The following is a 24,431-nucleotide window of genomic DNA, read 5'->3' on the forward strand; positions in this document are numbered from 1 at the left end:
CTCGTGGTGATTACAGAAATCACCACGAGGGAACAAACGCTGATGGAATATGAACTCTTAAAGGTGGTATTTGACGACCAGCTTTTGTAGCCAGCTGCTCTGTTTGTCGGAGGGGACGAAGTTGTTCTTGCGCAGGCGTTTGGTCATGTCGGCGATGAACTTACGTTCCTGCTGGCTGACGCGTCCACTATCTGGGTCGATCGTATCCACGTAGGCCTGTAGCTGCTGGACCTGCTTGCGGATGGTGTTGATCTGAGAGGTTGAGAGGCCGCTGCGCGCTTCGGGTGTCTGGGAGCTCTGCCAGCGTTCGAAGCCAGCTTTGTTGTTGTTCCAGGCGCCAAGACCCGCCAGGTAGTCGGCGCGCTCGTTCTGCTCGTGGCCGGCGTGTCCGCGTACCCAGATGAACTTTGGCTTCTCCTTGCGATAGCTGAGCATTTTGCGGTAAATATCCCACAGATCGGGATTGGCCTTCATCTGATAGACGCCGGTGGCGACCTTGATGGTATACTCGCTATCGCTGTAGATCGTCAGTGGAAGCGTGGGGGGCGCGATTGAAAGGACGGCCAGGACCGCCGAGATCTCGGCGCGATTATTGGTGGTAGTGGACGATTTTGGAATATGTCCGTAGCACTCCACGCACGGAGCCTGCCGCGGAAGCTGCTCGCCGACCGCATCGACGGCCGCCCACAGCAGGGCGCTCCATCCGGCCGGACCGCCGGGATTTTTAATGCACGCCCCATCGGTATAGGCGATCACCCCGCTCTTATCCAGACCTGGCAGCCTGGACCGTACATCTATATCGAGAACAGCTTTAAGGATCGAACTCCACTCTAACGAGGCCTGAATTTCGCTCACGCAAAAAAAACCTTTCCTGGTATTGATCGATATTACATTATGGTGCAGTTTAACACAAACCCCTCCTCATCGTCACCACCTCGGCGACCCCCCACCGTAGGTGCCGGGCTTGTCCGGCTTTGTCGCGAAGCGACCCCGTCCACACCATGATGAATTCGTTTCCCCGCGTGTTTGATAATTCCGAATGGAACACAATATCGATCGCTTATGGTAGAATTGTGTTTGGGTTTGTTTATGTGTATCACCTCCCATGTGTTGAGATGGGATACGCGCAGCAACAATAGGGATCAGGTTATTTTTGATGAATACTACGCAAGTCGTACATCTATGCGCCATGGCAGGATTGGGTGAGCCGCTGGAGGAGCCTCAGGCGGTCACCGGCGGGCTGCTGCATCGCGTGTGGCGACTCAAGACCAACGCCGGCACGTTCGTGTTGAAGCAGTTAAACGCGGCCCTGTTACAGCGGCCGGGCGTTCACCATGCCTATCGCTTATCCGAGCAGATCTCCGGTGAGATGGCGGCGCGGGGCATCCCGGCCGTGACGGCGCTGGCGCATGGCGCTGGCGACGTCCTCTACGAGCTGGATGATATGACCTTGCTTATCTATAAATGGGTCGATGGCCCGGTGCTATCGACCGAAAGCGTGACGCTTGAACAGGTGCGCCAGGTCGGAGCTCTGCTGGCGCGCATGCATGCCCTGAACCTGCGCCTCCCCGGAGTGCAACCCCTTGAGTGGACGCACTTTGAGGACGAGGACTGGGACATCCTGACCTTTCAGGCCTCTGACCTCAACCTCGCCTGGGCCAATCCGGTTCGCTCGGTCCTGCCGCGCCTGCTTGAATGGACTCGCGCCTATGAAGAGGCTGGCAAGGCGTTGAGCCAGCATATGCTGGTGAGCCATACCCATTGCGATCCCTCCAACGTTATCTGGAGCGATTCCCGGACCCCCTGGTTGATCGACTGGGAGGCGGCTGGATTGGTGAATCCTACCATGGAACTGGTGGGGGCCGCCCTGACCTGGAGCGGACTACTCACGGGCGAGGGGAGTAAAGAACGTTTTACCGCTCTGTTGACAGCCTATCGAGACGCGGGCGGAACTATCGTCAGCTCCGGTCAGGATGCCATCAATGGTTACATGGGCACCTTGCTTGGCTGGTTGCTCTTTAACATGCGTCGCACGCTGGGCGAATCTGTGGCCTCAGAAGAAGAACAGCTCATCGGTATCCGTGAGACCACCAGCACGCTGGCTAGCTTGCGTATCCTGGCGACCCACGCATCCACCTGGGCCACCCTGCTCGACGCCTGCCACTAACCAGTTCAGGCCGGTGGGAGGTTAACCCCACACACCGAGCAGGTGTGCCCTCCCATAACCCCATCTCAGGTGGGGAGGTGCGGGAGGGGCGACTAGCCCCTCCTGCCGGGGGGATGGGGGTGTCCCCCAATCGTCCCCCCTTTGTCTGTGGTGCCGCCGCAGGCGAGGAGGTACAGGAGGGGCGACCAGCCCCTCCTGCCAGAGGGATGGGGATGTCCCCCAATCGTCCCCCTTTGTCTGTAGTGCCGCCGCAGGCGAGGAGGTGCAGGAGGGGCGACTAGCCCCTCCTGCCGGGGGGATGGGGGTGTCCCCCAATCGTCCCCCCTTTTGTCTGTGGTGCCGCCGCAGGCGGCACCACAGACAAAAATTTAGTCTTTCATTTGTACCTTTTCAAAGGAAAAAATTCATGACCACGACTAAAGCGCGTACAGAGTCGGTCGCGGGCGATGCACAGCCCTCGACCACCGCAGCCCTGGTGCGAAATCCGGGCATGCCCCTGGACCTGGGGTGGGTCGGTCGCGTACACATCAATCGCAGCGCGATCGAACGGCGCGCGGCTACCCTGCCGGCGCGCCGTACCGTGAAAAAAGAATGGCAGGCTGCCTGGCTGCTGCGGGCCATTACCTGCCTGGATCTGACAACGTTGTCGGGCGACGATACCCCTGGCAATGTGCGGCGTCTGTGCGCCAAGGCACGCCAGCCGGTGCGACCAGAGATTCTGCAGGCGCTGGGCTTTGACAGTCTGCACGTCGGGGCGGTCTGCGTCTATCACCAGTTTGTTGAGACGGCCGTCGAGGCGCTGCGCGGCAGCGATATTCCGGTGGCCGCCGTCTCGACCGGTTTCCCGGCCGGCCTCAATCCGTTTGAGCAGAAGCTGCAGGAGATCGCGGCCTCCGTGGCGGCTGGCGCCCGCGAGATCGATATTGTGATCTCGCGCCATCACGTGCTGACCGGCGATTGGCAGGCGCTGTATGACGAGGTTAAGGCGTTCCGTGAGGCCTGCGGCGAGGCTCACCTGAAGACGATCCTGGCGACCCACGAACTGGCGACCCTGCGTAACGTTGGCATGGCCAGCCTGGTCTGCATGATGGCCGGGGCCGACTTTATCAAGACCTCGACCGGTAAAGAGCCGGTCAACGCGACGCTGCCGGTTGGCCTGGTGATGGTGCGCGCCATTCGCGATTACTATGAACAGACCGGTTATAAGGTAGGCTTTAAGCCGGCCGGTGGCATCCGTGCCGCCAAGGCCTCGCTGGACTGGCTGGCCCTGATTAAAGAAGAGCTGGGCAACGAGTGGCTGAACAACCAGCTGTTCCGCTTCGGCGCCAGCGGCCTGCTGTCCGACATCGAGCGCCAGCTGGCCCACTTTGTCAGCGGCCAGTATGCCGCCGCCTACGAAAATCCGATGGTCTAGTCTGGGAAGGTAAAATTAATGAGTATCATGGAAATTTTTGAGACGATGGCGTACGGTCCGGCCCCGGAGGCCTCTTCCCTCGCACTGGCCTGGATAAAAGAGCATGAGCCGTTCCAGCTGTTCATTAATAATGAGTGGACCGCGCCCGCTGCTGAGTCCTATTTTGAGAGCAGCAATCCAGCCACCGGCAAGGGACTGACAAAGGTCGCCGCCGCCGATAAGGCCGATGTAGACAAGGCGGTGTCCGCCGCCCGCAAGGCGTTTCCCTCGTGGAGCAAGACGCCGGGACACGTGCGCGCCCGCTATCTCTACGCCATCGCGCGCCACATTCAGAAGCACGCGCGCCTGCTGGCGGTGCTGGAGTCGCTGGACAACGGCAAGACCATTCGCGAGACGCGCGATCTCGATATCCCGCTGGTGGCCCGTCACTTCTACTATCACGCCGGCTGGGCGCAGTTAATGGAAAGCGAACTCCCCGGTTATCAGCCCGTTGGCGTAGTGGGACAGATCATTCCCTGGAACTTCCCGCTGCTGATGCTGGCCTGGAAGATCGCGCCCGCGCTGGCCATGGGCAATACCGTGGTGTTGAAGCCGGCCCGCTATACCTCGCTGACCGCTTTGAAGTTCGCTGAGATCATGCAGGAGGTTGGACTGCCGGCCGGCGTGGTGAACATCGTCACCGGCGAGGCCTCCAAAGCCGGTGAAGCGCTGGTCAACCATCCTGACATCGATAAGATCGCCTTTACCGGCTCAACCGAGGTTGGCCGCAGCATCCGCAAGGCCACGGCCGGCAGCGGCAAGAAGCTCTCGCTTGAGCTGGGCGGCAAATCGCCCTTTATCGTCTTTGACGACGCCGACCTGGATAGCGTCGTCGAGGGTGTGGTCGACGCTATCTGGTTCAACCAGGGCCAGGTCTGCTGCGCCGGTTCGCGCCTGCTGGTGCAGGAGAACATCGCCGAGCGTCTGATCAATAAGCTGCGCGCGCGCATGGAGAACCTGCGCATCGGTGATCCCCTGGACAAGACCATGGATATCGGCGCCATCGTGTCGCCGGGACAGCGGCAGGAGATCCAGAACCTGGTCGATATCGGTGTTAAAGAGGGGGCGCAGCTGTGGCAGCCGTCCACGGCCTGTCCGGCCGATGGCTCGTTTTTCCCACCGACCCTGTTTACCAACGTGGCGCCCGCCTCAACCCTGGCGCAGGTAGAGATCTTCGGTCCGGTTCTGGTTACTCTCACCTTTAGAACACCCGCGGAAGCGGTTGAGATCGCCAACAATACCCGTTACGGACTCGCGGCCAGTGTCTGGAGCGACAACATCAATCTGGCCCTGGATATCGCTCCTAAGCTCAAAGCGGGCAGCGTCTGGATAAACAGTACCAATCTGTTCGACGCGGCCTGCGGTTTTGGCGGCTATCGTGAGAGCGGTTATGGTCGCGAGGGTGGCAAGGAGGGGCTCTATGAATATGTGAAGCCCGCCTGGCTCGCCGCGCACCACGGTCGCTCGGGCGGTGTAAAGGCCGCGACACACGCCGGGGAACAGATGGAGGCCAGCAATGGCAACGGCGCGGTCCACACGGATGCGCTGGAGGAGTTCTCCGCCACCGATGCGCAGGATGGCTATGGTTTCCCGCCCATTGATCGTACGCCCAAGCTGTTCATCGGCGGCAAGCAGGCGCGTCCGGACTCTGGCTATAGCCTGACGATCACGGGTCCCGGCGGACGCGTGCTGGGCGAGGTCGGCGAGGGCAATCGCAAAGATATTCGCAATGCTGTGGAGGCCGCCCACAAGGCCAGCGGCTGGGGTGGCGCCTCCGCGCACAATCGCGCCCAGATCCTCTACTATATCGCTGAGAACCTGGGCGCGCGCGAGGCCGAGTTCGCGCGCCGCATCGTCGAGCAGACCGCTCGCAGCTATGCCGACGCGCTCAATGAGGTGCGGACCAGCCTATCGCGCCTCTTCAGCTACGCCGCCTGGACCGATAAGTTCGAGGGGAGCGTACACTTGCCGCCGTTGCGCGGAGCCGTGCTGGCCATGAAGGAGCCCATCGGCGTCCTCGGCCTGGCCTGTCCAGACGACTATCCGCTGCTCGGCTTTGTCTCGTTGGTCGCCCCGGCCATCGCCATGGGCAATACCGTGGTGGCCATCCCTTCGCCGCGCGCGCCCCTCAGCGCCACCGACTGCTATCAGGTCTTCGAGACCTCCGATGTGCCAGCTGGCGTCATCAACATCGTCACCGGCGAGCGCGAGGCCCTCAGCAAGGTTCTGGCCGAGCACCACGACGTCAACTCCATGTGGTACTTCGGCAGCGCCGAGGGCTCAAAAGCCGTCGAGCTGGCCTCGATCAGCAATATGAAGCGTACCTGGGTCAACTACGGTCGCGGCCGCAATTGGCTCGATCGCGTCCAGGGTGAGGGTGAAGAGTTCCTGCGCGAGGCTACCCAGGTGAAAAACATCTGGGTCCCCTACGGAGAATAAAAATTCCCACACATGAAGGAGCCCCGGTCGCGCATCGCGACCGGGGCTCCTTCATGTGTGGGAACGTGTTGCTTTACCGGCCGACGACCGAGCGCAACTCCTGTACCACCTGTTCGAGCTGTTCGGCGGCATCAGTAGCGGACGACGCGCCGGACTGCAATTGCTCGGTTACCTGGGTGGCCACTTTCAGTGCGGTGGCCAGCTTCTGGTTGCTGGCATGCTGATAATCCAGCGCGTTGACCAGGTAGCTGGCCGAGCGCGTAATCTCATCCAGTGCCTGCTCCATCTGGGCCGGATTCATCTGGTTGCGGTGCTGCCTGATGAGTTGCGTGGTATTGTTGAGCTTATCCGAGGCGACCTTGGCGGCCTCGGTATAGTACTGTACCGATTGCAACCCTACCTGCGAGGAATCCACCACCCAGACCTGCTCTCCGGCGGCATCCTGCTGGCTCTGGGCCAGGATGTTCAGCGCCTGACTGTTGCCGCGCAGACTCTCGACGGCACGCTCGATCGGACGCGAGATGCCGAAACCGGCGAACGCACCGCCGATGGCGACGATCAGGGCCGCCAGCCCGGCCAGCCAGTAGATGGTCGTTACCTGCTGATTGGCGATGCTGGTGACACTATTGACCGGGCTGAGCACAAAATATTGCCAGGGAACAGTGGTGGCCGTCCTCCGCACCACCTCAAAGTCTTCCTGCTGACCCTGCGGGCGCGCGGTAAAGATTTCGGACGCGCGCTGATCGTTGGTATGGCTGCTCAGTGCCGGGTCATAGGGACCCTTGATCTGCGATTGATCGCCGTAGCGCTGCTGGTTCAGGATCTGCTGTTGGGCATCCGTAGCGAGCGGCTTGATGCTGGTGAACAACCGGTTAGGATCGGTGTCGGCGATGCGCACGCCGTTCTCGTCGGTGATAAAGGCGTAGCTGCCCTGGCCATGGACATTAAGGTCCTTTTTGACGATCTCATTCCAGATATAGTCCAATTTTAGCGTGGCACGCATGAAGCCCAGAACCTGGTGAGGATTGGCATCTGGTATCGCGGTCGGTAAAATAGGAGCGTAAATATCAACGGTCGCGACCTTTGTGCCGGGATCGTAGAAAACGGGCGAAATAAATTCTTTGCCTGCTAGAATGTCTTTTAGCTGCTGGGGCGTCGCATAGGCATTGCCACGTTTGGGCGTTCCATTAGGATAGGATTGAATCAAACTGCCCTTTGTATTAAAGAGCGCCCAGTAACTGTAGTCCTTGCTGCGGCTCAGTCCGGCCTGTAAAGCAAACGTGGAGTGCAATAATCCATCTTTATATATCGCCGGCGGCGTTGTTTCTGGCGCAAGCGCCATAAAGGCTTGAACGCTGGGCACCTGGACGAGTGCCACCGCATCCAGTTTGCGTTCATTGAAATAGGTATCAAGCAACTGCACGCGCGTCTGCGAATCGCTGGTCATGGTATCGTTGGCCTGGTTGAGCAACGTTGGCCGCGTCTGCGTTATGATGAACAGAACTACCAGTAGCAACGGGATGATGGCGGCGAACACGTAGCCGATCGAGATGCGTAGAGGTAATGGGAACCCTCCTCGTCTTTTAGTTTGTCTATGTTTTTGAACCATTTTTATTGATCCTTTGTTTTTAGTACGGTTTAGCGAATAATTCCAATGCGTTCCAGGTCATACAGAAGTTGTTGCACTTCGCCGGGCTGACGACCTGTCAGGCGAATAAGCTCCATAACGGATCGACTTCCGTCGATGAGCAGATATAGCTGACGGTGATGACGTGAAAGGTTGGCCTGGGCCAGTCTTCGCAAGCCTTCTTCAGGGGTACAGGCGCGTTGGGGTCCGCTGTGGCTGGCCTGGATAGAGGGTATAGGCGTGGGCGTAACTGGCAAGGCAGGCATGGGCCCTGTGCTGGGTCGTCTCCGGGTGTCATTTGGCAAGGGGGATGACACCGATGGACGAATCGCAGGTAAGGATGGATTGGTGCTTGTCGATGATGAACTCTGCAGATTCACCATCGGGCCCGTGGCTCTATCGATATCGTTTACAAAGATAAAGCGACACGGGCCCCAGGTTTTGAGCCAATCCATAGCGGCCTGCCCTTCAAGTTGCCCGCATTGAGCTGAGATGATGCGGCCCTGTAAAAAGGTGATCTCTCCCCACTCTCTCTGTGGCTCTTCTCCTCGTTCAATGGAGAGTTGTCCCGTCTTGCGCCCAAGTTGGAGAACTTGAATTACATTCATTAGTTGGTCTGTCGCGATGCCGCGTCGTGATGCCATGAGCGTCTTGCTCCGTCTCTAAGCAGGTTAAACCCTTAAGATTTTCTCTATTGCAGATTATATAAGCATAGCATAAAGAACGGAAAGTGTGAGCATTTTTTCCTTTTTATGAACTGAATCACCTAATAAACAGTACCATTTTCCTTTCACTAATGAGTAATATAAGTTCTAAGTGATAGTTGCGGCATCGCCAGTTTTCTGTTTTCCTGGTGTATGATCATTGTATGGCTATAGACCCTCAAACATGCGATAATGAATCAAAACGTTTTCGAGGTCGACTTGTGATCTACCAGAAACAAGGAACCGTAGATGTCCAATACTGTGCTCTTGCTCGCGTGCAGCAGTTTGAAAGTAGGGAGCTATAATCTTTGATGGAGTCTCACAACCCTTCTCAATTGCCTGGATCTGAGCCCGAGGCGAGAGAAACAGGTGACAGTGCACCACCCACGGGGCTACTTTCAATTAATGAATTGGCTCGCCGTTGCTCTGAGGAGACCAATAAGTTCCTGAAGCAGAACGCCTCCAATGAGCGTTATTGTCTTGAATTATTTCGCCGTGCTATTATCAACCGGGACGAGGGGGCGTGGAGCTATATCTATCAGCAGTATGCCCCCCTGGTTCTGACCTGGGTGACGCAGCACCAGAGCGCCGCTCCGATCCTGGGACAGGATGGGGGAGCGCCGCTGGTCAATGCCGCCTTTGCCAAGTTCGCGCAGGCGCTGACCCCGCTCAAAATTGGCAATTTTGAATCGTTGGCGGCTATATTAAAATATATGAAGATGTGCGTGCATAGCGTGGTGGCGGATGAGGTGCGGGTGCGGCAGGCGCGCCAGTATGAAGAGACACTGGATTCCATCGAGCATGAGCCGGCCAGCGATGATCCGGCCGAGGATGTAGTCTCCAGCCTCGCGGCGCAGCATCTGTGGCAGCTTATCCTGGAAGAGGTGCGCGGTGAAGATGAGCGTATTCTGATCTATGAGGCCTACGTTCATGGCATGAAGCCAGGCGAGATCAGCATGCAGCATCCACGGCACTTCGCCTCAGTTGATGATGTGTACCGCATTAAGCGCAACGTTTTGGAGCGCCTGCGCCGCAATCGACGCCTGCAGGCCCTCTTCCGGCGCTAGCTACTTCCCATCCCGGCACGCTGGTAGGGCGAGAAATCTCGCATGATGGGTCCGAAAAGCATGAATGGGCTCGTTTATTTTGATGAAGGAGTAGACCCAGGGTCTTCTTTCCAGGCTTTCAGCTTTGTAGGGTGCATGGGCCGTGGGTCGATGTGGCTATTGTATGGCTATATTGTATGCGCGGATGCCATCTCTACCGTTCTACCTGTATACGGACGATCCCGCTGGGGGAGGGAGAAATGTGCTGAACCTGTAGCCTATGTTGATATAGAGGAAACGCTGATGGAGTGTCGTGAACCAGGTGCGATTAGCAATGAAGAGCTCATTGCCTACCTTGAGGGCGAAAACGTGCGGCCCGCTGTGGTAGAGCACCTTGCGCGCTGTCAAAAATGTTCGTCTCAGCTGGCAAGCTATCGTCGTATGGAACATCGACTGAGCCAGAAGCTGTATCGCTGGGACTGCCCGTCTAATCAGGTCCTGGGTGATTTCGCCCTGGGTCTGGTCGATGGGGACCATGCCGACGCCGTTCAGGCGCATCTACGGATGTGCGTGCTCTGCTCGGCTGAAATGGTGACGCTGACCAATTTTATGGCCGCCGATCCGCTGCCTGTGGCTGTGGGCCGGGTTGGTAGCTCGGTAGTTTCTCGCAATGCCTCGCGGTCTCTGCAAGATATCAGGCGTACGCTGGGGCAGGCGCGTGAGCAGACGGTGGAGGGGGCGCGGCGGATCGTAGCCCTGCTGCTGCCTCCCCAGCCAGGATTCGCCTTCCAGCGTAGCCTGGCCGAGCCAGGGTTGGCCTGGCCGCGCGACTATCAGGCCGAGGATGTACACATATCCTTGCAGCTTGAGAGCAGTCCCAGGCAGCGCGGTGCCTGGCAGTTGATCGGCCTGGTTACGCGCCAGGGCAGCGCGATCAATGCCTTGCAGGGCACGACCGCGCAGTTGATGACCGCCGAGGGAGTCGTCCAGACACAGCACATCGATGAGTTAGGCAACGTTATCTTTCCCGCTTTGCAGCCCACTACGTATACCATTGAACTCCTGTTGCCCGATGGTGTTGTAGTCATCGATCAACTCCCGGTACAAGAGGCGCGCTAGATAGAGAACCTGGCAAAACCATGACCCCTCAAGATCTTGTGGCGGCACTGGTCGGTATGAATGAAGAGCAGGGGAGACAGCTGTTGCTGGCCCACCTGCCTTTTTTCAGTACGCCGGCCCTCGATCGCCTGGTGTATGGGCTCAAAAAAGAGGCCGATCGCAGCTGGAATGCCGACGTGGAGCGTTCCCTGACGCTCGCGGGCTACCTGGTGTTGATTGGCGACTTCACGAAGAGCACCTATTATCATGCCCTGGGATTGATGGCGCGCGGAGATGCGCTACGCCGCCTGGGACGCAACCAGGAGTCGCTGCCGTTCTTTGATGCCGCCGGCGAGGAGTTTTTGTCGATCGGCGATGAGGTGAGTTGGGCACGGACACGCTTTGGCCGCATTAATGCCTGCCTGGGCCTCAACCGCACCACCGAGGCGATCCAGGATGCCGAGAAGGCGCGCACGATCTTTATGCGCCATGGCAAGCTGCTGCGCGCGGGCCAGATCGATGCCAACGCGGCCATCATTAACTTCGAGCTTGGCCGCTATGAACAGGCTCTGCACCTGTTCGATCGCGCCATCGAGACCTACCTGCTGCATGGCGAGAATGTGGATCTCTACCTGGCGCGCGCCCAGGGCAATAAGGCGCTGACCCTGGCGGCCCAGGGGAAGTTCCGCGAGGCCGTGGCCCTGCATGAACAGGCGCGCACTACCTTTGATCGCTATGGCGAGCGCGAAGAGATCTCGGTGGCCCGCGAGGAGCTGAATATCGCCGATATCTACGCGGCCCAGGGCCACTATAGCCAGGCGCTACGCCTCTACAATCAGAGCCGCGAGCGCTTCCAGCGTCATAGGATCACGTTCGCCGCTTACGAGGTGGCGCAGCAGATGTGCCTGTGCCTGGTGCGCCTCAATCGCGCCCGGGAGGCCTACGACCTGGCCAGCGAGACCATCGATTACTTCCGTTCCTCGCCCTCCCAGCGCCATAACCTGGCGCGCTCACTGATGCATAAGGCCGCCGCCGCTATCCTGCTGGATGATATACGCTCCTCCGAAGAGATGCTGCGTGAGGCCAGCAGCTTGCTGGAGGAGGGGGGCTTCCATCGCCTGGCGATCCTGGCCGGCCTGCAGCGCGCCGAGCTCTACTTCGCCGATCAGCAGGTCGATGCCAGCGCGCGCGAGGTCGAACACGTGGCCGACATCTTCGCCGAGCAGGAGGATCTGCCCCGCCTGGCCCAGGCGATCCTGCTGCAGGGTCGCATCGCCGATGCGCGCGGCGACATTCCGATCGCCCAGGATCTCTGCTCGCAGGCACTGGACATCGCCCAGGGACAGGGCCTGCTTGAGCTGCAGTATCGCTGCTTCGATCTGCTGGGACAGCTGGCCGAGCGTCGCGACGATCTTGAGGAGGCCGCCGGCTACTATGACCAGGCCATCCAGGGTATCGACGAGGTGCAGAGCCGTCTCGTGCTGGATGAGCGCACCAGCTTCCTGGAGAATAAGCGCGATATCTATCAGCGCGCCATCATCCTGGCCCTGCGCCGTGGCCAGGTCGAGCAGGCCCTGACCTACGTCGAGAAGGCCAAGTCGCGCGTGCTGGGCGATTATCTGCGTCACAATATCGATATCCGCGTGCGACCTGATGACCGCATGAGTGAGGATATCCTGGATGCCCTGGTCAAGGCGCGCGAGGAGCATGCCTGGTTTAGCTCGATCGTCTACCATACCGAGGACGAGTCCAATCTGAGCGATACGGCCGTTATGCGCATCCGCGCGGTCGATCCCGTTACGGCTCGCCAGGAGATGCAGCGGCGCGAGCGGCGCATTGAGCAGCTCTTTGAACAGATCCAGCTGCGCTCGGCGGGCTCGCTGGTCTCACGTCCCCATGCCGACTGGAAGTATCCAGGCATGGCCGAGATGGGTCAGAAGCTGGCTCTCGGCGCTCATCTGCTCGAATATTATCTCTCGGATCGCGACCTCTACATCTTTCACCTGACCTCCTCCGGTATGACCGTGCGTACCGTCCCGGACGCCGTGGTCCAGCTGGAGAGGCTCTATTCCCTCTGGCGCACCAATCTGGACCTCTCGGGCCGCGCGGCCAACACCGCTGACCAGGCGCAGGCTTTCCTGAGTCTGCAGAGCAATAGCCTGGGACTGCTCAAGCGTTTCTACGAGCTGCTCCTGACGCCGGTGGCGGATCTGCTGCGGGGTTGTCGCCACCTGACGATCGTCCCCTATGGCATGCTGCACTATGTTCCCTTCCACTGCCTCTACGACGGGCAGCGCTTTGTGATCGAGAAGGCCGAGATCTCCTATCTGCCCTCCACTACGTTGATGGATATCTGCCGTCGCCGGGGACAATCGGTGCTGGAGCGCCACATCCCTCTTCAGCAATCGCTAGTGATGGGACTCTCCGACAGCGGACGCCTGGAGTATGCGATCCAGGAGGCGCGCACGGTGGCGCGGCAGCTGCAGGTGCACTGCGCGCTCAACCAGGAGGCCACATCGGCCCTGCTCTGGCAGCGCGGCCCCCTCAGTCCCATCGTCCACATTGCCGCCCACGGCCTCTTCCGCCTGGATGCCCCCAACTTCTCCCACATCCAGCTGGCCGACTGCCAGCTCAGCACCATCGAGGTCTTCAATCTCAACCTCGCCCAATGCTCGCTGCTCGTCCTCAGCGCCTGCGAGACCGGTCGCGCCGTTGTTGGCGGCGTCGACGAGGTCATCGGCCTCGGCCGTGGCTTCCTCTATGCCGGGGCCGCCTCCATCCTCCCCACCCTCTGGAAGGTCGATGACGCCAGCAGCGCCGACCTGATGGCCCACTTCTACCAGGCCCTGCTGGGAGGCGCCAGCAAGGCCACCGCCCTCGCCTACGCCCAGCGCGTCTTCATCGCCCATGCCCGCGCCACCTCTGACCACGCCTATCGCATCCACCCCTACTTCTGGGCCGCCTTCCATCTCATCGGCGACGCCGGTCCCCTCCTCCCCGCCTGAGCGCGCCCTCATACGTTCGGACCTCGCGTCCGATTATCTCTTCCCGAACGGAAATGCCGGGGAAACATGCCGCCCGGCAACGGGGAAATCGGGCGCGAGGCCCGAACCTATGGGCGGGGGGAATCGGGTGGGGGGTCCGAATATATGGGGTGGGGGTGGTTGTGTTTTTCCTCGTTGCATTATGGGTGTACAATGGTTGGGTTATGCGACATTATGTGAATTGGGTAAGGATACCTGCCGATGTTATTGACGATTTCTACTACCTACCAGCCCGCGACGGAGCTGGGTTATCTGCTGCATAAGAATCCTACGCGGCTGCAGACGTTTGATTTGAATTTTGGTCAGGCCCACGTTTTTTATCCCGAGGCGAGCGAGCAGCGCTGTATGGCTGCCCTGCTGCTCGATGTTGACGCGGTCCAGCTGGTGCGTGGCAAGGGCAATGCCAGATCTTCGTTGGATCAGTATGTGAATGATCGTCCCTATGTGGCCTCGTCCTTCCTCAGCGTGGCGCTGGCCGATGTGTTCGGGACCGCTCTCAATGGACGCTGCAAGCAGCGGCCCGAGCTGGTCGTGACCCCGCTACCGCTGCAGGCGCAGATCGCGGTTATCCCTTGTCCGGAGGGAGAGGAGTGGCTACATCGCCTGTTTGAGCCGCTGGGCTATAGCGTGGAGGCGGTCCAGCATCCCCTGGATGAGCTGCATCCCGAGTGGGGGATGAGTCCCTACTTTACGCTGACGCTGCGCGCCGAGTGCCGTCTGAGCGAGCTGCTGACCCACCTCTACGTGTTGATTCCTGTGCTGGATAATAGCAAACATTATTGGATCGGGGATGATGAGGTCAACAAGCTGTTGACGCGCGGACAGGGCTGGCTGGAGAAGCACCCCGAGCGGCGGCGCATCGCCTATAACTATCTGCGCCACAAGAAGAGCCTGACTCGTGATGCCCTGTCGCGCCTGGTTCCTGAGGAGGAGGCGCCAGAGGCCACTGATGAGGCCAGTGAACTAGAGGTCGTCGATGAGCAGACAGGCGAGGAGGGAGCCTCCACAGAGGCACAATCCGCCACGGCTGAAGCGGCGCGGGTGGTACAGGAAAAGAAGGAGAAGCGCAGGAGCCTGCATGAGCAGCGCCTGCAGGCCGCGCTTGAGGTAGTGAGGCAGCGGGGAGCGAAGCGCGTGCTCGATCTGGGTTGCGGCGAGGGTCGTCTGCTCAGGATGCTGCTGCAGGAGAAGAGCATCGAGCATATTCTGGGTCTGGACGTCTCATATCGTGCTTTGGAACTGGCCCAAAAGCGTCTACACCTGGACAGGATGCCGGCGCGGCAGCGCGAGCGCCTGACGCTGGTGCATGGCGCCCTGACCTATCGCGATCAGCGTCTTGAGGGTTACGATGCCGCCTGTGTTATCGAAGTGATCGAGCATATGGATCAGCCCCGGCTGCGCGCCTTTGAACGCGTGCTGTTCGAGTTCGCCCATCCCGAGACGGTGGTGATTACCACGCCCAACGCCGAGTATAACGTCAAATTTGAGACGCTGGACGCGGGCACCTTTCGCCATCAGGATCATCGCTTCGAGTGGACGCGTGAGCAGTTTCAAATTTGGTCGCGGCAGCTGGCCGAGCGCTTTGGCTACCAGGTGCAGTTCGCTCCCATTGGACCCGAGGATGCCGAGGTGGGCGCCCCCTCGCAGATGGGCATCTTCTCGCGTCACCAGTCATTAACACAGTAGGTCCGAGGTTTAATAGAGATGAAGATTACTATTCCGGAATTCGCGCTGGTGGTGCTGATCGGCCCCTCCGGTTCGGGCAAGTCTACCTTCGCGCGCACCCACTTCAAGCCGACCGAGATTCTGTCGTCCGACTATTGCCGTGGCCTGGTCTCCGATGATGAGAACGACCAGGCGGCGACTAAAGATGCCTTTGAGGTGCTGCACTTTATCGCCGCCAAACGCCTGGCCGCCTGTAAACTAACGGTTATTGACGCCACCAATGTCCAGGCGGAGGCGCGCAAGGCCCTGCTGACTCTGGCCCGGCAATATCACTGCCTGGTGTTCACGATCGTCTTTAACCTGCCCGAGAGCGTCTGTTATGAGCGCAATCGCCAGCGCGCCGATCGGCAGTTTGGTCCCCATGTGGTTCGCCTGCAGTCGGCGCAGATGCGCAAGTCGCTGCGTACCCTGAAGACCGAGGGTTTCCCGCAGGTCGTGGTCCTCTCGTCGCCGGAGCAGGTGGCCGAGGTCGAGATCGAGCGTCAGCGGCTGTGGAACAACCTTAAGCACGAGCATGGTCCCTTTGATATCATCGGCGACGTGCATGGCTGCTTCGATGAGCTGTGCCTGCTGTTACAGCGGCTTGGCTACGTGCTGGAGCAGCAGAATGATGGTGAGGAGGCTCGCTTTCAGGTGACGCATCCCGAGGGTCGCAAGGTGATCTTTCTGGGGGACCTGGTCGATCGCGGACCCGCCACGCCGGCTGTCCTGCGCCTGGTGATGGATATGGTTGCTTCTGGTAGCGCTTTCTGCGTGCCCGGCAACCACGATGCTAAGCTGCTGCGCAAGCTGAAGGGCAGAGATGTCTCGCTCAAGCACGGTATCGTCGAGACGTTGCAGCAACTGGAGCAGGAATCCCCGGCATTCAGGCAGCTCGTGCTGGCGTTCATCGATAAGCTGATCAGCCACTATGTGCTAGACGATGGGAAGCTGGTGGTGGCCCATGCGGGACTGCCTGAGGCCATGCAGGGACGTGGCTCGCGGGCGGTGCGCGAGTTTACCCTCTACGGTGAGACCACCGGGGAGACCGACGAGTTCGGCCTGCCGATCCGCTACAATTGGGCTGCCGACTATCGCGGTCGTTCGATGATGGTCTATGGCCATACGCCGGTCCCCGAGCCGACGTGGCTCAACAACACCATCAACATCGACACCGGCTGCGTCTTCGGTGGTCGGCTGACCGCTCTGCAATATCCTGAGAAAGAGCTGGTCTCGGTGGCGGCGTTACACACCTATTGTGAGCCGGTACGCCCCCTGACACCCGTGGCGGCGCCCGAACTCTCCCTGCAGCAGCAGCATGATGATCTGCTGGATGTTCAGGATGTGAGCGGTAAGCGCCTGCTGGAGACGCGGCTGCAGGCGAAATTGACGATCCGCGAGGAGAACGCCATCGCCGCTCTGGAGGTCATGAGCCGCTTCGCCGCCAATCCTCGCTGGTTGATCTACCTGCCACCAACCATGTCGCCGAGCGAGACCAGCCAGCAGCCGGGCTTCCTGGAATATCCGGAGGAGGCCTTTGCCTACTATCGCCGCCAGGGCGTCGAGCGTGTGGTGTGCGAGGAGAAACACATGGGTTCGCGCGCCATCGTCGTGCTTTGCCGCGATGAGCAGGTTGCCCGTCAGCGCTTCGGCGTCATCGATGAGGGCATTGGCATTTGCTATACCCGTACCGGTCGCCACTTCTTCGACGACCATCAATTAGAGGCGGCTCTGCTGGGACGCGTCCAGGCCGCCCTGAGCGCCAGCGGCTTCTGGGAACGGCTCGAAACGGACTGGGTCTGCCTGGACTGCGAGCTGTTGCCGTGGTCCGTCAAGGCGCAGTCGCTGGTCTTAAAGCAGTATGCCGCCGTGGGGTCCGCGTCGCGCCACGCCCTGGAGTTGTCCCTGGCGGCGCTCGCACAGGCTCAAGGGCATGGCATAGAGGTCGATCAGCTGCTGGGCACCTATCAGCGGAAGCAGCAACTGGCCGAGCGCTACGTCAACGCCTATCGTCAGTATTGCTGGCCCGTCAATAGCCTGGACGATCTCAATCTGGCCCCATTCCATATCCTGGCCACGCAGGGAGCCGTCCACATCGACAAAAACCACGTCTGGCACATGGAGACGCTGGCCGAGATCTGTCGCGCCGATCCGCAACTGCTGCTGGCCACGCCGTACCGCGTCATCGATGTCAATGATCCCATCAGCGTCGAGCAGGGGAGCGACTGGTGGAGGCAGCTCACCTCGCGTGGTGGGGAGGGCATGGTCGTCAAGCCCTATGACTTTATCGCCTCGGGATCACGCGGCCTGCTGCAGCCAGCCATCAAGTGTCGCGGACCCGAGTACCTGCGCATCATCTATGGTCTGGAGTACGACGTGCCCGAGAACCTGAACCGCCTGCGTTCGCGTGGCCTCGGCGCCAAGCGCTCGCTTGCCCTGCGCGAATTCGCCCTCGGCATCGAAGCCCTTGAACGCTTCGTGCGTGGCGAGCCCCTGCGCCGCGTCCACGAATGCGTCTTCGGCGTCCTCGCCCTCGAAAGCGAGCCCGTCGATCCCCGCCTCTAACGAGTAACAAAATGTTGGCCGCCGATCGATGTGTGACGGTCGGCGGTTAATCTTTCTTCTTTTTGCGGTAAAATGGGGGCAGTATTGACGTTCTGGTGAAAGGATCTATCTATGCGCCTGGTTTTGTTGGAGATGGAGCTGGCGGTGTGCCGCCTGTCGCCCGAAGAAGAGGTGCCCGCCTGGGCCATGCGGCGGATCGGCTTTTTCTCAATTACCGCGACTGAGGATGAGCTGTCGTTGGTCTGTGCGGCCGACAACGTTCCAGCGGGCGTGCGCTGTGAGCGTGGCTGGCGCGCCTTGAAAGTAATAGGACCATTAGACTTCTCGCTGATTGGTATTATGTCCTCGCTCTCGGACACGCTGGCGCGGGCACAGGTTTCTATTTTCGCCGTTTCTACCTTTGATACCGACTATATCCTGCTCAAAGAGGCGCAACTGGCACAGGCCAGCGCCGCGTTACAGCAGGCTGGCCATGAGCTCCTTCGCTCCTGACGCGTCTTTTGCTGTAAATTATCGCTTTATGCTGTATTGCGTTGTATCTATTTGAGCTTAGCGGGACGTACTATAAGCAGATGTTTATTTATTACTATAAAATGCAACGAGGATGACAATGTCTACAACTGCTAATCCCCAGGGCATACAGCCGCCAACGGCACAGCGAACTGCGGGTGGTGAAGACCGGCGGAACGCGAAGAGGCGTTATGCGATCCAGTTTGCCGTCTGGTGCGTCGGACTTATCGTTTTCCTGATTACCTGTGTCATCATCCATGGGCATCCCAAACCCTATTCCTTTGATCTATCGATTACACAGACGGTGCAGGGCTTTAAGGTGCCGGACTATATCGATGCGATCTTTACCTTTCCCAGCACATTGAATAACCCCGTTCCTTCCGAGATCGCGCTGGGGCTCTGGCTGGCGTTTATGCTGATTATGGCCCTGATCACGCGCCTGCGTGGTAGATCGCCCCTGACCTGGCTGCAATCGGTAGTCTTCCTGGTGGTGACCGTGATGAGCTCCGCTGGCCTGAACGTGCTGGCCGACGACCTGGTGGGCCGTCCGCGACCGAATCCGCATACCGAGCCGATCCATGTGATGGGGCCGATCGTGCCGTTCCCCACCTATCCTTCAGGACATACGGAGCATGACGTGGCCTACTATGGTTTTCTGCTCTATCTGAGCTTCACCAAACCGGTGCGCGAGTGGCGCTATCGCTGGTTCCTGCTGCCCTTGCAGCTCTACGCGGTCTACGATATCCTGATGATCGGGTATTCTCGTATCCTGGAAGGCGATCACTGGTTTACCGACGTCATGGGAGGCTACCTCGAAGGGACGGTCTACCTGTTCTTCTTCATCTTCCTCTACCGCTGGGTCACCACCTGGCTGGCTAAATGGCGCGAAGAGAGAAAAGCAAAGGCCAGCATACAATAAGGAATGAAAAAGGCGTGCCCGATGCACGCCTTTTTCATTCCTTATTGTATGCTGGTCCTGGTTTATTGCGGTGTCAGGTGACGGGAGATCAGGAAGGAGCCGATATTGGTGATGTTCTCGATCTCGCCCCCGTCCAGCAGGTTGACGATGCGCTTGATGACTGTACGGCGCGGCTGACCGGTGGTTGTGGGCACGGTAAAGCCGATCACGCGTGTATACTCGGGCTCGCGCTCACTACGAATCGCTTCCGCCATCATCTCCAGCAGTTCCGCGATATCTAACCCCAGCGCCCGCGCCAGGCTCTCCAGCACCTTGGCCGAGGGATACTTCTGCCCACGCTCAATCTCTCCTACATAGATCTCTGAGAGACCAGCTTTCTCTCCCAACTCTTTAATTGTCAGATTGCGATACTGGCGTTCCTGGCGTACGACGCGCCCCAGTGTTTCCTGTAAATCAGCCATCGTTCATCCCCTCATTGTATTTCACCCGATAGTTGTTGTTCTTTATTATATATGTTTTCAGGACTCACTGGATGATTTTTACCTATGCTGAGAGCATTGCTCCAAAAAACTCACATGCTAACAGCATAGCTATCCCCTATCAGTATCGCTTACGCACCTGCTATATTCAAGATAAATAAATCGTCGTCAACGTCGTGGATCCCGGGTTCCCCCTAAAGGCGTTAACTAAGCCGAGGAATGACCCCCTGCGTTCCCCAAGCGGGAGGTGCAGGAGGGCGGCGAGCCCTCCTGCCGGGGGGCGGGGTGTCCCCGCCAACCCCTTTTTCTCTTTTTATGCGCCGCCGCAGGCGGCGCGAGAGGAGAAAGGAATAAAAAAGAGGAGAATAAGGATTATGTTTTTTTCACCACAACCATTTGCACCGAGATTAGCAGATCATGAGGTGCGCTCATACTTACCAATTCCGACCATCTATGATTCGGCGCCCGCCAGACAGGCGCAGTGGGAATACCACCTGCTCACCATAAATACCCGTGAGGATGCGCTGGCGGATGCCGAACAGCTCAACGAGCTGGGGAAAGATGGCTGGATCCTGGTCAATATCCTGGATGAGCGCACCTCGGGGAAGGGCTCCCACGTCTACTACTACTTTGTGCGCCAGAATTTGAATGCTTAACTCGCAGACTGTTAGAAGGAGAAGATAGATATGATGGCTTCCAGTGTACTGGTTCCGACCGTTTTAGAGAATACCGGACGCGGCGAACGCGCCTACGACATCTATTCGCGCCTGCTCAAAGAGCGCATCATCATGGTCAATGGGACCGTTGAGGATACCATGGCCAACCTGATCGTGGCCCAGCTCCTGTTCCTGGCATCTGAGAGCTCGGAGCGCGAGATCAACATGTATATCAGTTCGCCCGGTGGCGTCATTTCCGCCGGATTGGCCATCTACGATACGATGCGCTCGCTGCCCTGCCCGGTCGCTACGACTTGCGTCGGCTACGCGGCCAGCTTCGGCACTATTCTGCTGCTGGCCGGTGACAAGGGTCGGCGTCGCTCGCTACCCCATGCCCGCATCCATATGCACCAGCCCCTGATCCAGGGTGGCATCGGCGGTCAGGCGACCGATATCGACATCCATGCTCGCGAGATCCTCTACACCCGTGATGTCATGAACGGCATTATCCAGAAGCACACAGGACAACCCCTGGAGCGCATCCGCCACGACACCGAGCGTGACTACTTCATGAGCGCCGAAGAGGCCCTCGAATACGGCATCATCGACGAAGTCCTGCCCCTGGCCGACAAAGAAGGATGATTTATGTGGGAGGTGCAAAACCTGCGTGCTGAGCACGCAGGTTTTGCACCTCCCACATATAATTGTTTATAGCGGACAACTCACCTCGAAGAGAATATCATTGAGGGCTGTAAAGTAAAAGCCGTAGCTGCCCCTGACCTTCTTAGGCTGTTGTGGAAGTGGCAACCCTGCGGCTGCCAGGCGATCATAAGCCTGATCTACCTGATCGCTTGTTTCCAGGATAAATCCAAGATGGAAATTTTCAGGATAGGGCTTGACCTCGCTTTTAAATGCGTGCATGTTGCTCAAAACGAGTAGAAAGCCATGTCCATCATCCATAACGGCGACGGCATCGCCCTTTTGCTCCTGAAGCCGGAAATCGAAGTAATTCTGGAAGAAGTCTCGTGCCATAACCAGATCATCGACACAAAGATTAATGTGGTTGAGTCGCATAAAAACCTCCATAATTGGAGGTCCGATATAACGGTGCGTCACGTCATCACCGTGGGTTCGACCCTTGTGGTCAAAAATCCCCTTTTTGCACACATCGGACCTCAACAAAATCAGCAGATGTACTTCATCTGCCGTTATCGTCATGGGTCCGGGCGCTGTTTGCCGCGCGGGGACAGTTACCCTCAGCGCGCTGTGTTGCGGAGGGCGACCGGGCTACCTGACCGGTCATGCCTTTTGACGCAGGCATCATAACACATCAATAACCCGTGGTCAATCGCCAGTACTCCCCCCCTTTTTTCAGAAGAAACTCTGCATGTATCTATTGTGAGCAATTTCAAAGAAGTTTTTTCTGTCTGGAGACCATATACTGGTTTTATATATGAGTGGCCGAACTTAAAATACAGAACAGGCATGAGAAGGATAGACATGGGTAAAGTGCATTCAAAAGATGGTACCTTGATCGCTTTTGATCGTTTGGGTGAGGGGACGCCGCTGATCCTGGTCGATGGGGCCATGTGCTATCGAGGATTTGGGCCGATGGGAGAGCTGGCGCCAAAGCTGGCTACGCATTTTACGGTGTTCAGCTACGATCGTCGTGGCCGGGGCGAGAGCGGCGATACGCTTCCCTACGCAGTTGAGCGTGAGACCGAAGATCTTGACGCCCTCATTCAAGAGGCCGGCGGATCGGCTTTTGTCTATGGGATCTCTTCGGGCGCGGCCCTGTCCCTGGTCGCGACCGCTAGCGGACTCGCCATCAAGAAGCTGGCCCTATATGAGCCCCCCTTCAACCTTGATGAAGGTACGCGTGCGCAATCGTTGGCGGCCCTGGCACAGATCAGACGCTTGAGCGCCGAGGGCCGCTGGGGTGAGATGGTCGAGGCCTTTATGAGGCAGGTTGGTCTCCCGGCCGAGGCTATTAGCCAGATGCGCAACGCGCCGATGTGGTCAATGATGGAGGTGCTTGCTCCTACACTGGTATACGACCTCACTATCGTGGGCGATGGCTCTTTGCCGCGTGAGCGAGCCTCATCCCTCTCGATCCCCACGCTCGTCATGGCTGGTGGCGCAGGCTGGCCGTGGATGCTCGATAGCACGCAAGCCCTCGCCAGCACTATCCCCAATGCCCAATACCGCGTCTTGCTGGGTCAGATGCACGACGTCTCCGCCGACGCCATGGCTCCCGCTCTGATCGAATTCTTCACCGCGTCATAACACATCATAAGATATATCAGGTGTTATGGCCATCCTTGTTCTTCTAGCGGGCTGACGATAACCTCGTTGAGAACCAGCTCGGCTGGCGCGGCCGCCATCCAGACGATCAAGGAGGCCACCTCCTGCGGTGGTAGAGCTTTTGTCACCGGAGGGGTATTCTCCGATCGGGCCTGCCGGGCGTTCGCGCCCCAGGCTCCCCAGTTGGTTGCCATCCCGCCGGGATAGAGGATGCAGGCACGAATGCCATGCGCTTTCCCTTCGGCTGCCAGTGACTGCGTGAAGCCGGTCAGGCCAAATTTGGAGGCACAGTATGCCGCGGCATTTGCCCAGCCGCGCTTGCCGGCTACGGAAGAGATGTTGATGATCAGGCCGCGCTTCGCCTGCGCCATGTGGGGAAAGATAGCTTTTGCCAGCAGGAAAGGCGCGCGCAGGTTGACGTCTACCACATAATCCCAATCGTTGCTGGCCAACTCGACCACCGCGCCCGGAACGTCGAAGCCGGCCGCATTGACCAGCACATCAATGCGGCCCAGGGATGCGATGGTGCGTTTCACCGCGTTCACGATGTGATCTTCGTTCGTCAGATCTCCTGGCAGTGCGAGTGCGCGCCGCCCCAGTGCTTCCGTTTCTGCCCTGACCTGTTCCAGCTCATCGGCCCCACGCGCCAGTAGGGCGACGTTCGCCCCAGCCCCTGCCAACTCTAGAGCTATAGCGCGCCCCAGCCCACTACTCGCCCCCGTTACTAGCGCGACCTGTCCTGTAAGTGTTAAAGGATGGATAGTCATGAAATAGTTTTCCTTGTCTGCAAATCTTTTTCATTGTGCAGGATAATGGATCGCGAGAGCAAGCACAGCAGTATACCACCTGAACAGGCTGAGGCAAAATAAGCCGCAGCAACGGGTACCTGGCTTACAACGGTTGGATGTGGATACTGTCGATGGTGAGCGATTGGGCGACGGTCGGTGTGGCGCCGAAGCGCAGCACGCCGCGTGGGGTGGCGACGGCATACTGGTTATCGAGCCAGGCTACAAAGCCCAGGGGACGGGTGGGTGGCTGCGGTGCGCGTAGCACCAGGTTGCCGTCGACCCAGAAGCGCGCCTCTCCGGCGCGCCATTCCAGACTGTAGCTATGCCAGTCCGTGATGTCGGGCTCAATCAGCGCCTCGCGTGCTCCGCTCAGCCTCTGCAGCCAGCGGGCGGCGGGCGCGCTATTCTGGCTCACACGACCCCAGACGGTGGCCAGGGCGGTAGGTAGCGTCGCCAGCAGTGCGCCGGGCCGCATGCTGTGGATGACCTGGGCCTTCCAGCCCCAGCCGGGCACACCAGGGACCAGGGCCATGTCTGAGGGTGGAGCGGCATAAAAGAACCAGACCGCCTCCGGCAGCATGAGTACATCGCCGCGTACCGAGAAGGGATAGTTCCAGAAGCCGAAGCCAGCTGTGCCGCGTAGCACCGTCATATCGTCCGCGCTGGTGGTCAGGCTGGCGGCCGGATGGGATGCACGCGCCCGCACCTCCATGCGCAGGGGTGGGCGCCAGGGAAATTGCGCGCGCGGCAGTTTCCCATAGTCATCAATCTGGGCGTCGGCATAGTCCCCGGCCGGATTTTCTGGCAGCAGCATCTGTAGCGTTGCCGCCTCAAGCTGAAGTTTGCCAGTGCCGATACAGGTCTGCGTCCAGTGGGCATGAATGCCCTGCTCGAAGTTGTCGCTAAAAGCTGCCTGTTGCGTCTCTCT

Annotated in this window: 20 protein-coding genes; 13 read left to right on the forward strand and 7 right to left on the reverse strand. The window is 59.1% G+C overall.

Translation table 11 applies throughout. The features are described from left to right. Nucleotides 1-57: 57 nt before the first annotated feature. Nucleotides 58-855: a ribonuclease HI gene (locus KTT_RS19540; protein ID WP_160145985.1), complete on the reverse strand. Its 798-nt coding sequence runs from the start codon at nucleotides 853-855 to the stop codon at nucleotides 58-60. 301 nt (nucleotides 856-1,156) lie between these two features. Here KTT_RS19540 and KTT_RS19545 point away from each other — a divergent pair, with 301 nt between their 5' ends. The 3 genes from KTT_RS19545 (at nucleotide 1,157) to KTT_RS19555 (ending at nucleotide 6,059) form a co-directional block, all read left to right on the forward strand. Further along, nucleotides 1,157-2,167: a phosphotransferase enzyme family protein gene (locus KTT_RS19545; RefSeq protein ID WP_126597596.1), complete on the forward strand. Its 1,011-nt coding sequence runs from the start codon at nucleotides 1,157-1,159 to the stop codon at nucleotides 2,165-2,167. Nucleotides 2,168-2,657: 490 nt separating this feature from the next. After that, nucleotides 2,658-3,581: a deoxyribose-phosphate aldolase gene (gene deoC, locus KTT_RS19550; RefSeq protein ID WP_371864900.1), complete on the forward strand. Its 924-nt coding sequence runs from the start codon at nucleotides 2,658-2,660 to the stop codon at nucleotides 3,579-3,581. Nucleotides 3,582-3,599: 18 nt separating this feature from the next. After that, nucleotides 3,600-6,059, forward strand: a complete 2,460-nt coding sequence (locus KTT_RS19555) for an aldehyde dehydrogenase family protein (protein ID WP_126597598.1) — start codon at nucleotides 3,600-3,602, stop codon at nucleotides 6,057-6,059. Between the two features lie 73 nt (nucleotides 6,060-6,132). Here KTT_RS19555 and KTT_RS19560 read toward each other — a convergent pair whose 3' ends face one another. After that, entirely contained in the window at nucleotides 6,133-7,668 is a 1,536-nt protein-coding gene (locus tag KTT_RS19560) for a PDC sensor domain-containing protein (protein ID WP_126597599.1), read from the reverse strand. 29 nt (nucleotides 7,669-7,697) lie between these two features. Continuing rightward, complete coding sequence (locus tag KTT_RS19565; protein ID WP_126597600.1) at nucleotides 7,698-8,330, reverse strand: DUF4388 domain-containing protein; 633 nt, start codon at nucleotides 8,328-8,330, stop codon at nucleotides 7,698-7,700. 371 nt (nucleotides 8,331-8,701) lie between these two features. Here KTT_RS19565 and KTT_RS19570 point away from each other — a divergent pair, with 371 nt between their 5' ends. The 7 genes from KTT_RS19570 (at nucleotide 8,702) to KTT_RS19600 (ending at nucleotide 19,276) form a co-directional block, all read left to right on the forward strand. Then, nucleotides 8,702-9,457 (forward strand): sigma-70 RNA polymerase sigma factor region 4 domain-containing protein, encoded by a 756-nt coding sequence (locus KTT_RS19570; RefSeq protein WP_126597601.1) that lies wholly within the window; start codon nucleotides 8,702-8,704, stop codon nucleotides 9,455-9,457. Nucleotides 9,458-9,739: 282 nt separating this feature from the next. Then, nucleotides 9,740-10,555: an anti-sigma factor gene (locus tag KTT_RS19575; protein WP_126597602.1), complete on the forward strand. Its 816-nt coding sequence runs from the start codon at nucleotides 9,740-9,742 to the stop codon at nucleotides 10,553-10,555. Between the two features lie 20 nt (nucleotides 10,556-10,575). Further along, entirely contained in the window at nucleotides 10,576-13,539 is a 2,964-nt protein-coding gene (locus tag KTT_RS19580) for a CHAT domain-containing tetratricopeptide repeat protein (protein ID WP_126597603.1), read from the forward strand. 240 nt (nucleotides 13,540-13,779) lie between these two features. Then, on the forward strand, nucleotides 13,780-15,264 hold the full coding sequence (locus tag KTT_RS19585) for a 3' terminal RNA ribose 2'-O-methyltransferase Hen1 (RefSeq protein ID WP_126597604.1): 1,485 nt from the start codon (nucleotides 13,780-13,782) through the stop codon (nucleotides 15,262-15,264). A gap of 18 nt (nucleotides 15,265-15,282) precedes the next feature. Then, nucleotides 15,283-17,847, forward strand: a complete 2,565-nt coding sequence (locus tag KTT_RS19590; RefSeq protein WP_126597605.1) for a polynucleotide kinase-phosphatase — start codon at nucleotides 15,283-15,285, stop codon at nucleotides 17,845-17,847. 111 nt (nucleotides 17,848-17,958) lie between these two features. Continuing rightward, entirely contained in the window at nucleotides 17,959-18,339 is a 381-nt protein-coding gene (locus KTT_RS19595; RefSeq protein ID WP_126597606.1) for an ACT domain-containing protein, read from the forward strand. A gap of 118 nt (nucleotides 18,340-18,457) precedes the next feature. Then, on the forward strand, nucleotides 18,458-19,276 hold the full coding sequence (locus KTT_RS19600) for a phosphatase PAP2 family protein (protein ID WP_160145986.1): 819 nt from the start codon (nucleotides 18,458-18,460) through the stop codon (nucleotides 19,274-19,276). A 62-nt stretch (nucleotides 19,277-19,338) separates the two neighbouring features. On the opposite strand, the gene KTT_RS19605 is transcribed toward KTT_RS19600, so the two are convergent. Continuing rightward, nucleotides 19,339-19,737 (reverse strand): helix-turn-helix domain-containing protein, encoded by a 399-nt coding sequence (locus KTT_RS19605; protein ID WP_126597608.1) that lies wholly within the window; start codon nucleotides 19,735-19,737, stop codon nucleotides 19,339-19,341. A 392-nt stretch (nucleotides 19,738-20,129) separates the two neighbouring features. On the opposite strand from KTT_RS19605, the gene KTT_RS19610 reads away from it, so the two are divergent. Beyond that, nucleotides 20,130-20,411 (forward strand): DUF4177 domain-containing protein, encoded by a 282-nt coding sequence (locus KTT_RS19610; protein WP_126597609.1) that lies wholly within the window; start codon nucleotides 20,130-20,132, stop codon nucleotides 20,409-20,411. 30 nt (nucleotides 20,412-20,441) lie between these two features. Continuing rightward, entirely contained in the window at nucleotides 20,442-21,053 is a 612-nt protein-coding gene (locus KTT_RS19615; protein ID WP_174844791.1) for an ATP-dependent Clp protease proteolytic subunit, read from the forward strand. A 66-nt stretch (nucleotides 21,054-21,119) separates the two neighbouring features. Here KTT_RS19615 and KTT_RS19620 read toward each other — a convergent pair whose 3' ends face one another. Continuing rightward, on the reverse strand, nucleotides 21,120-21,485 hold the full coding sequence (locus tag KTT_RS19620) for a VOC family protein (protein ID WP_126597610.1): 366 nt from the start codon (nucleotides 21,483-21,485) through the stop codon (nucleotides 21,120-21,122). Between the two features lie 426 nt (nucleotides 21,486-21,911). Between KTT_RS19620 and KTT_RS19625 the strand changes: the two genes are divergently transcribed. After that, the gene (locus tag KTT_RS19625) at nucleotides 21,912-22,697 is read left to right on the forward strand and encodes an alpha/beta fold hydrolase (RefSeq protein WP_126597611.1); all 786 of its coding nucleotides are present in this window, start codon (nucleotides 21,912-21,914) and stop codon (nucleotides 22,695-22,697) included. 23 nt (nucleotides 22,698-22,720) lie between these two features. Here KTT_RS19625 and KTT_RS19630 read toward each other — a convergent pair whose 3' ends face one another. Both KTT_RS19630 and KTT_RS19635 read right to left on the reverse strand, forming a co-directional pair. Next, nucleotides 22,721-23,482, reverse strand: coding sequence for an SDR family oxidoreductase (locus KTT_RS19630; RefSeq protein ID WP_126597612.1), 762 nt, complete (start codon nucleotides 23,480-23,482; stop codon nucleotides 22,721-22,723). 124 nt (nucleotides 23,483-23,606) lie between these two features. Beyond that, complete coding sequence (locus tag KTT_RS19635; protein WP_126597613.1) at nucleotides 23,607-24,317, reverse strand: hypothetical protein; 711 nt, start codon at nucleotides 24,315-24,317, stop codon at nucleotides 23,607-23,609. Nucleotides 24,318-24,431 lie beyond the last annotated feature (114 nt).

Origin of the sequence: Dictyobacter aurantiacus (genome assembly GCF_003967515.1) — a bacterium.
GTDB classification, from domain to species: domain Bacteria; phylum Chloroflexota; class Ktedonobacteria; order Ktedonobacterales; family Ktedonobacteraceae; genus Dictyobacter; species Dictyobacter aurantiacus.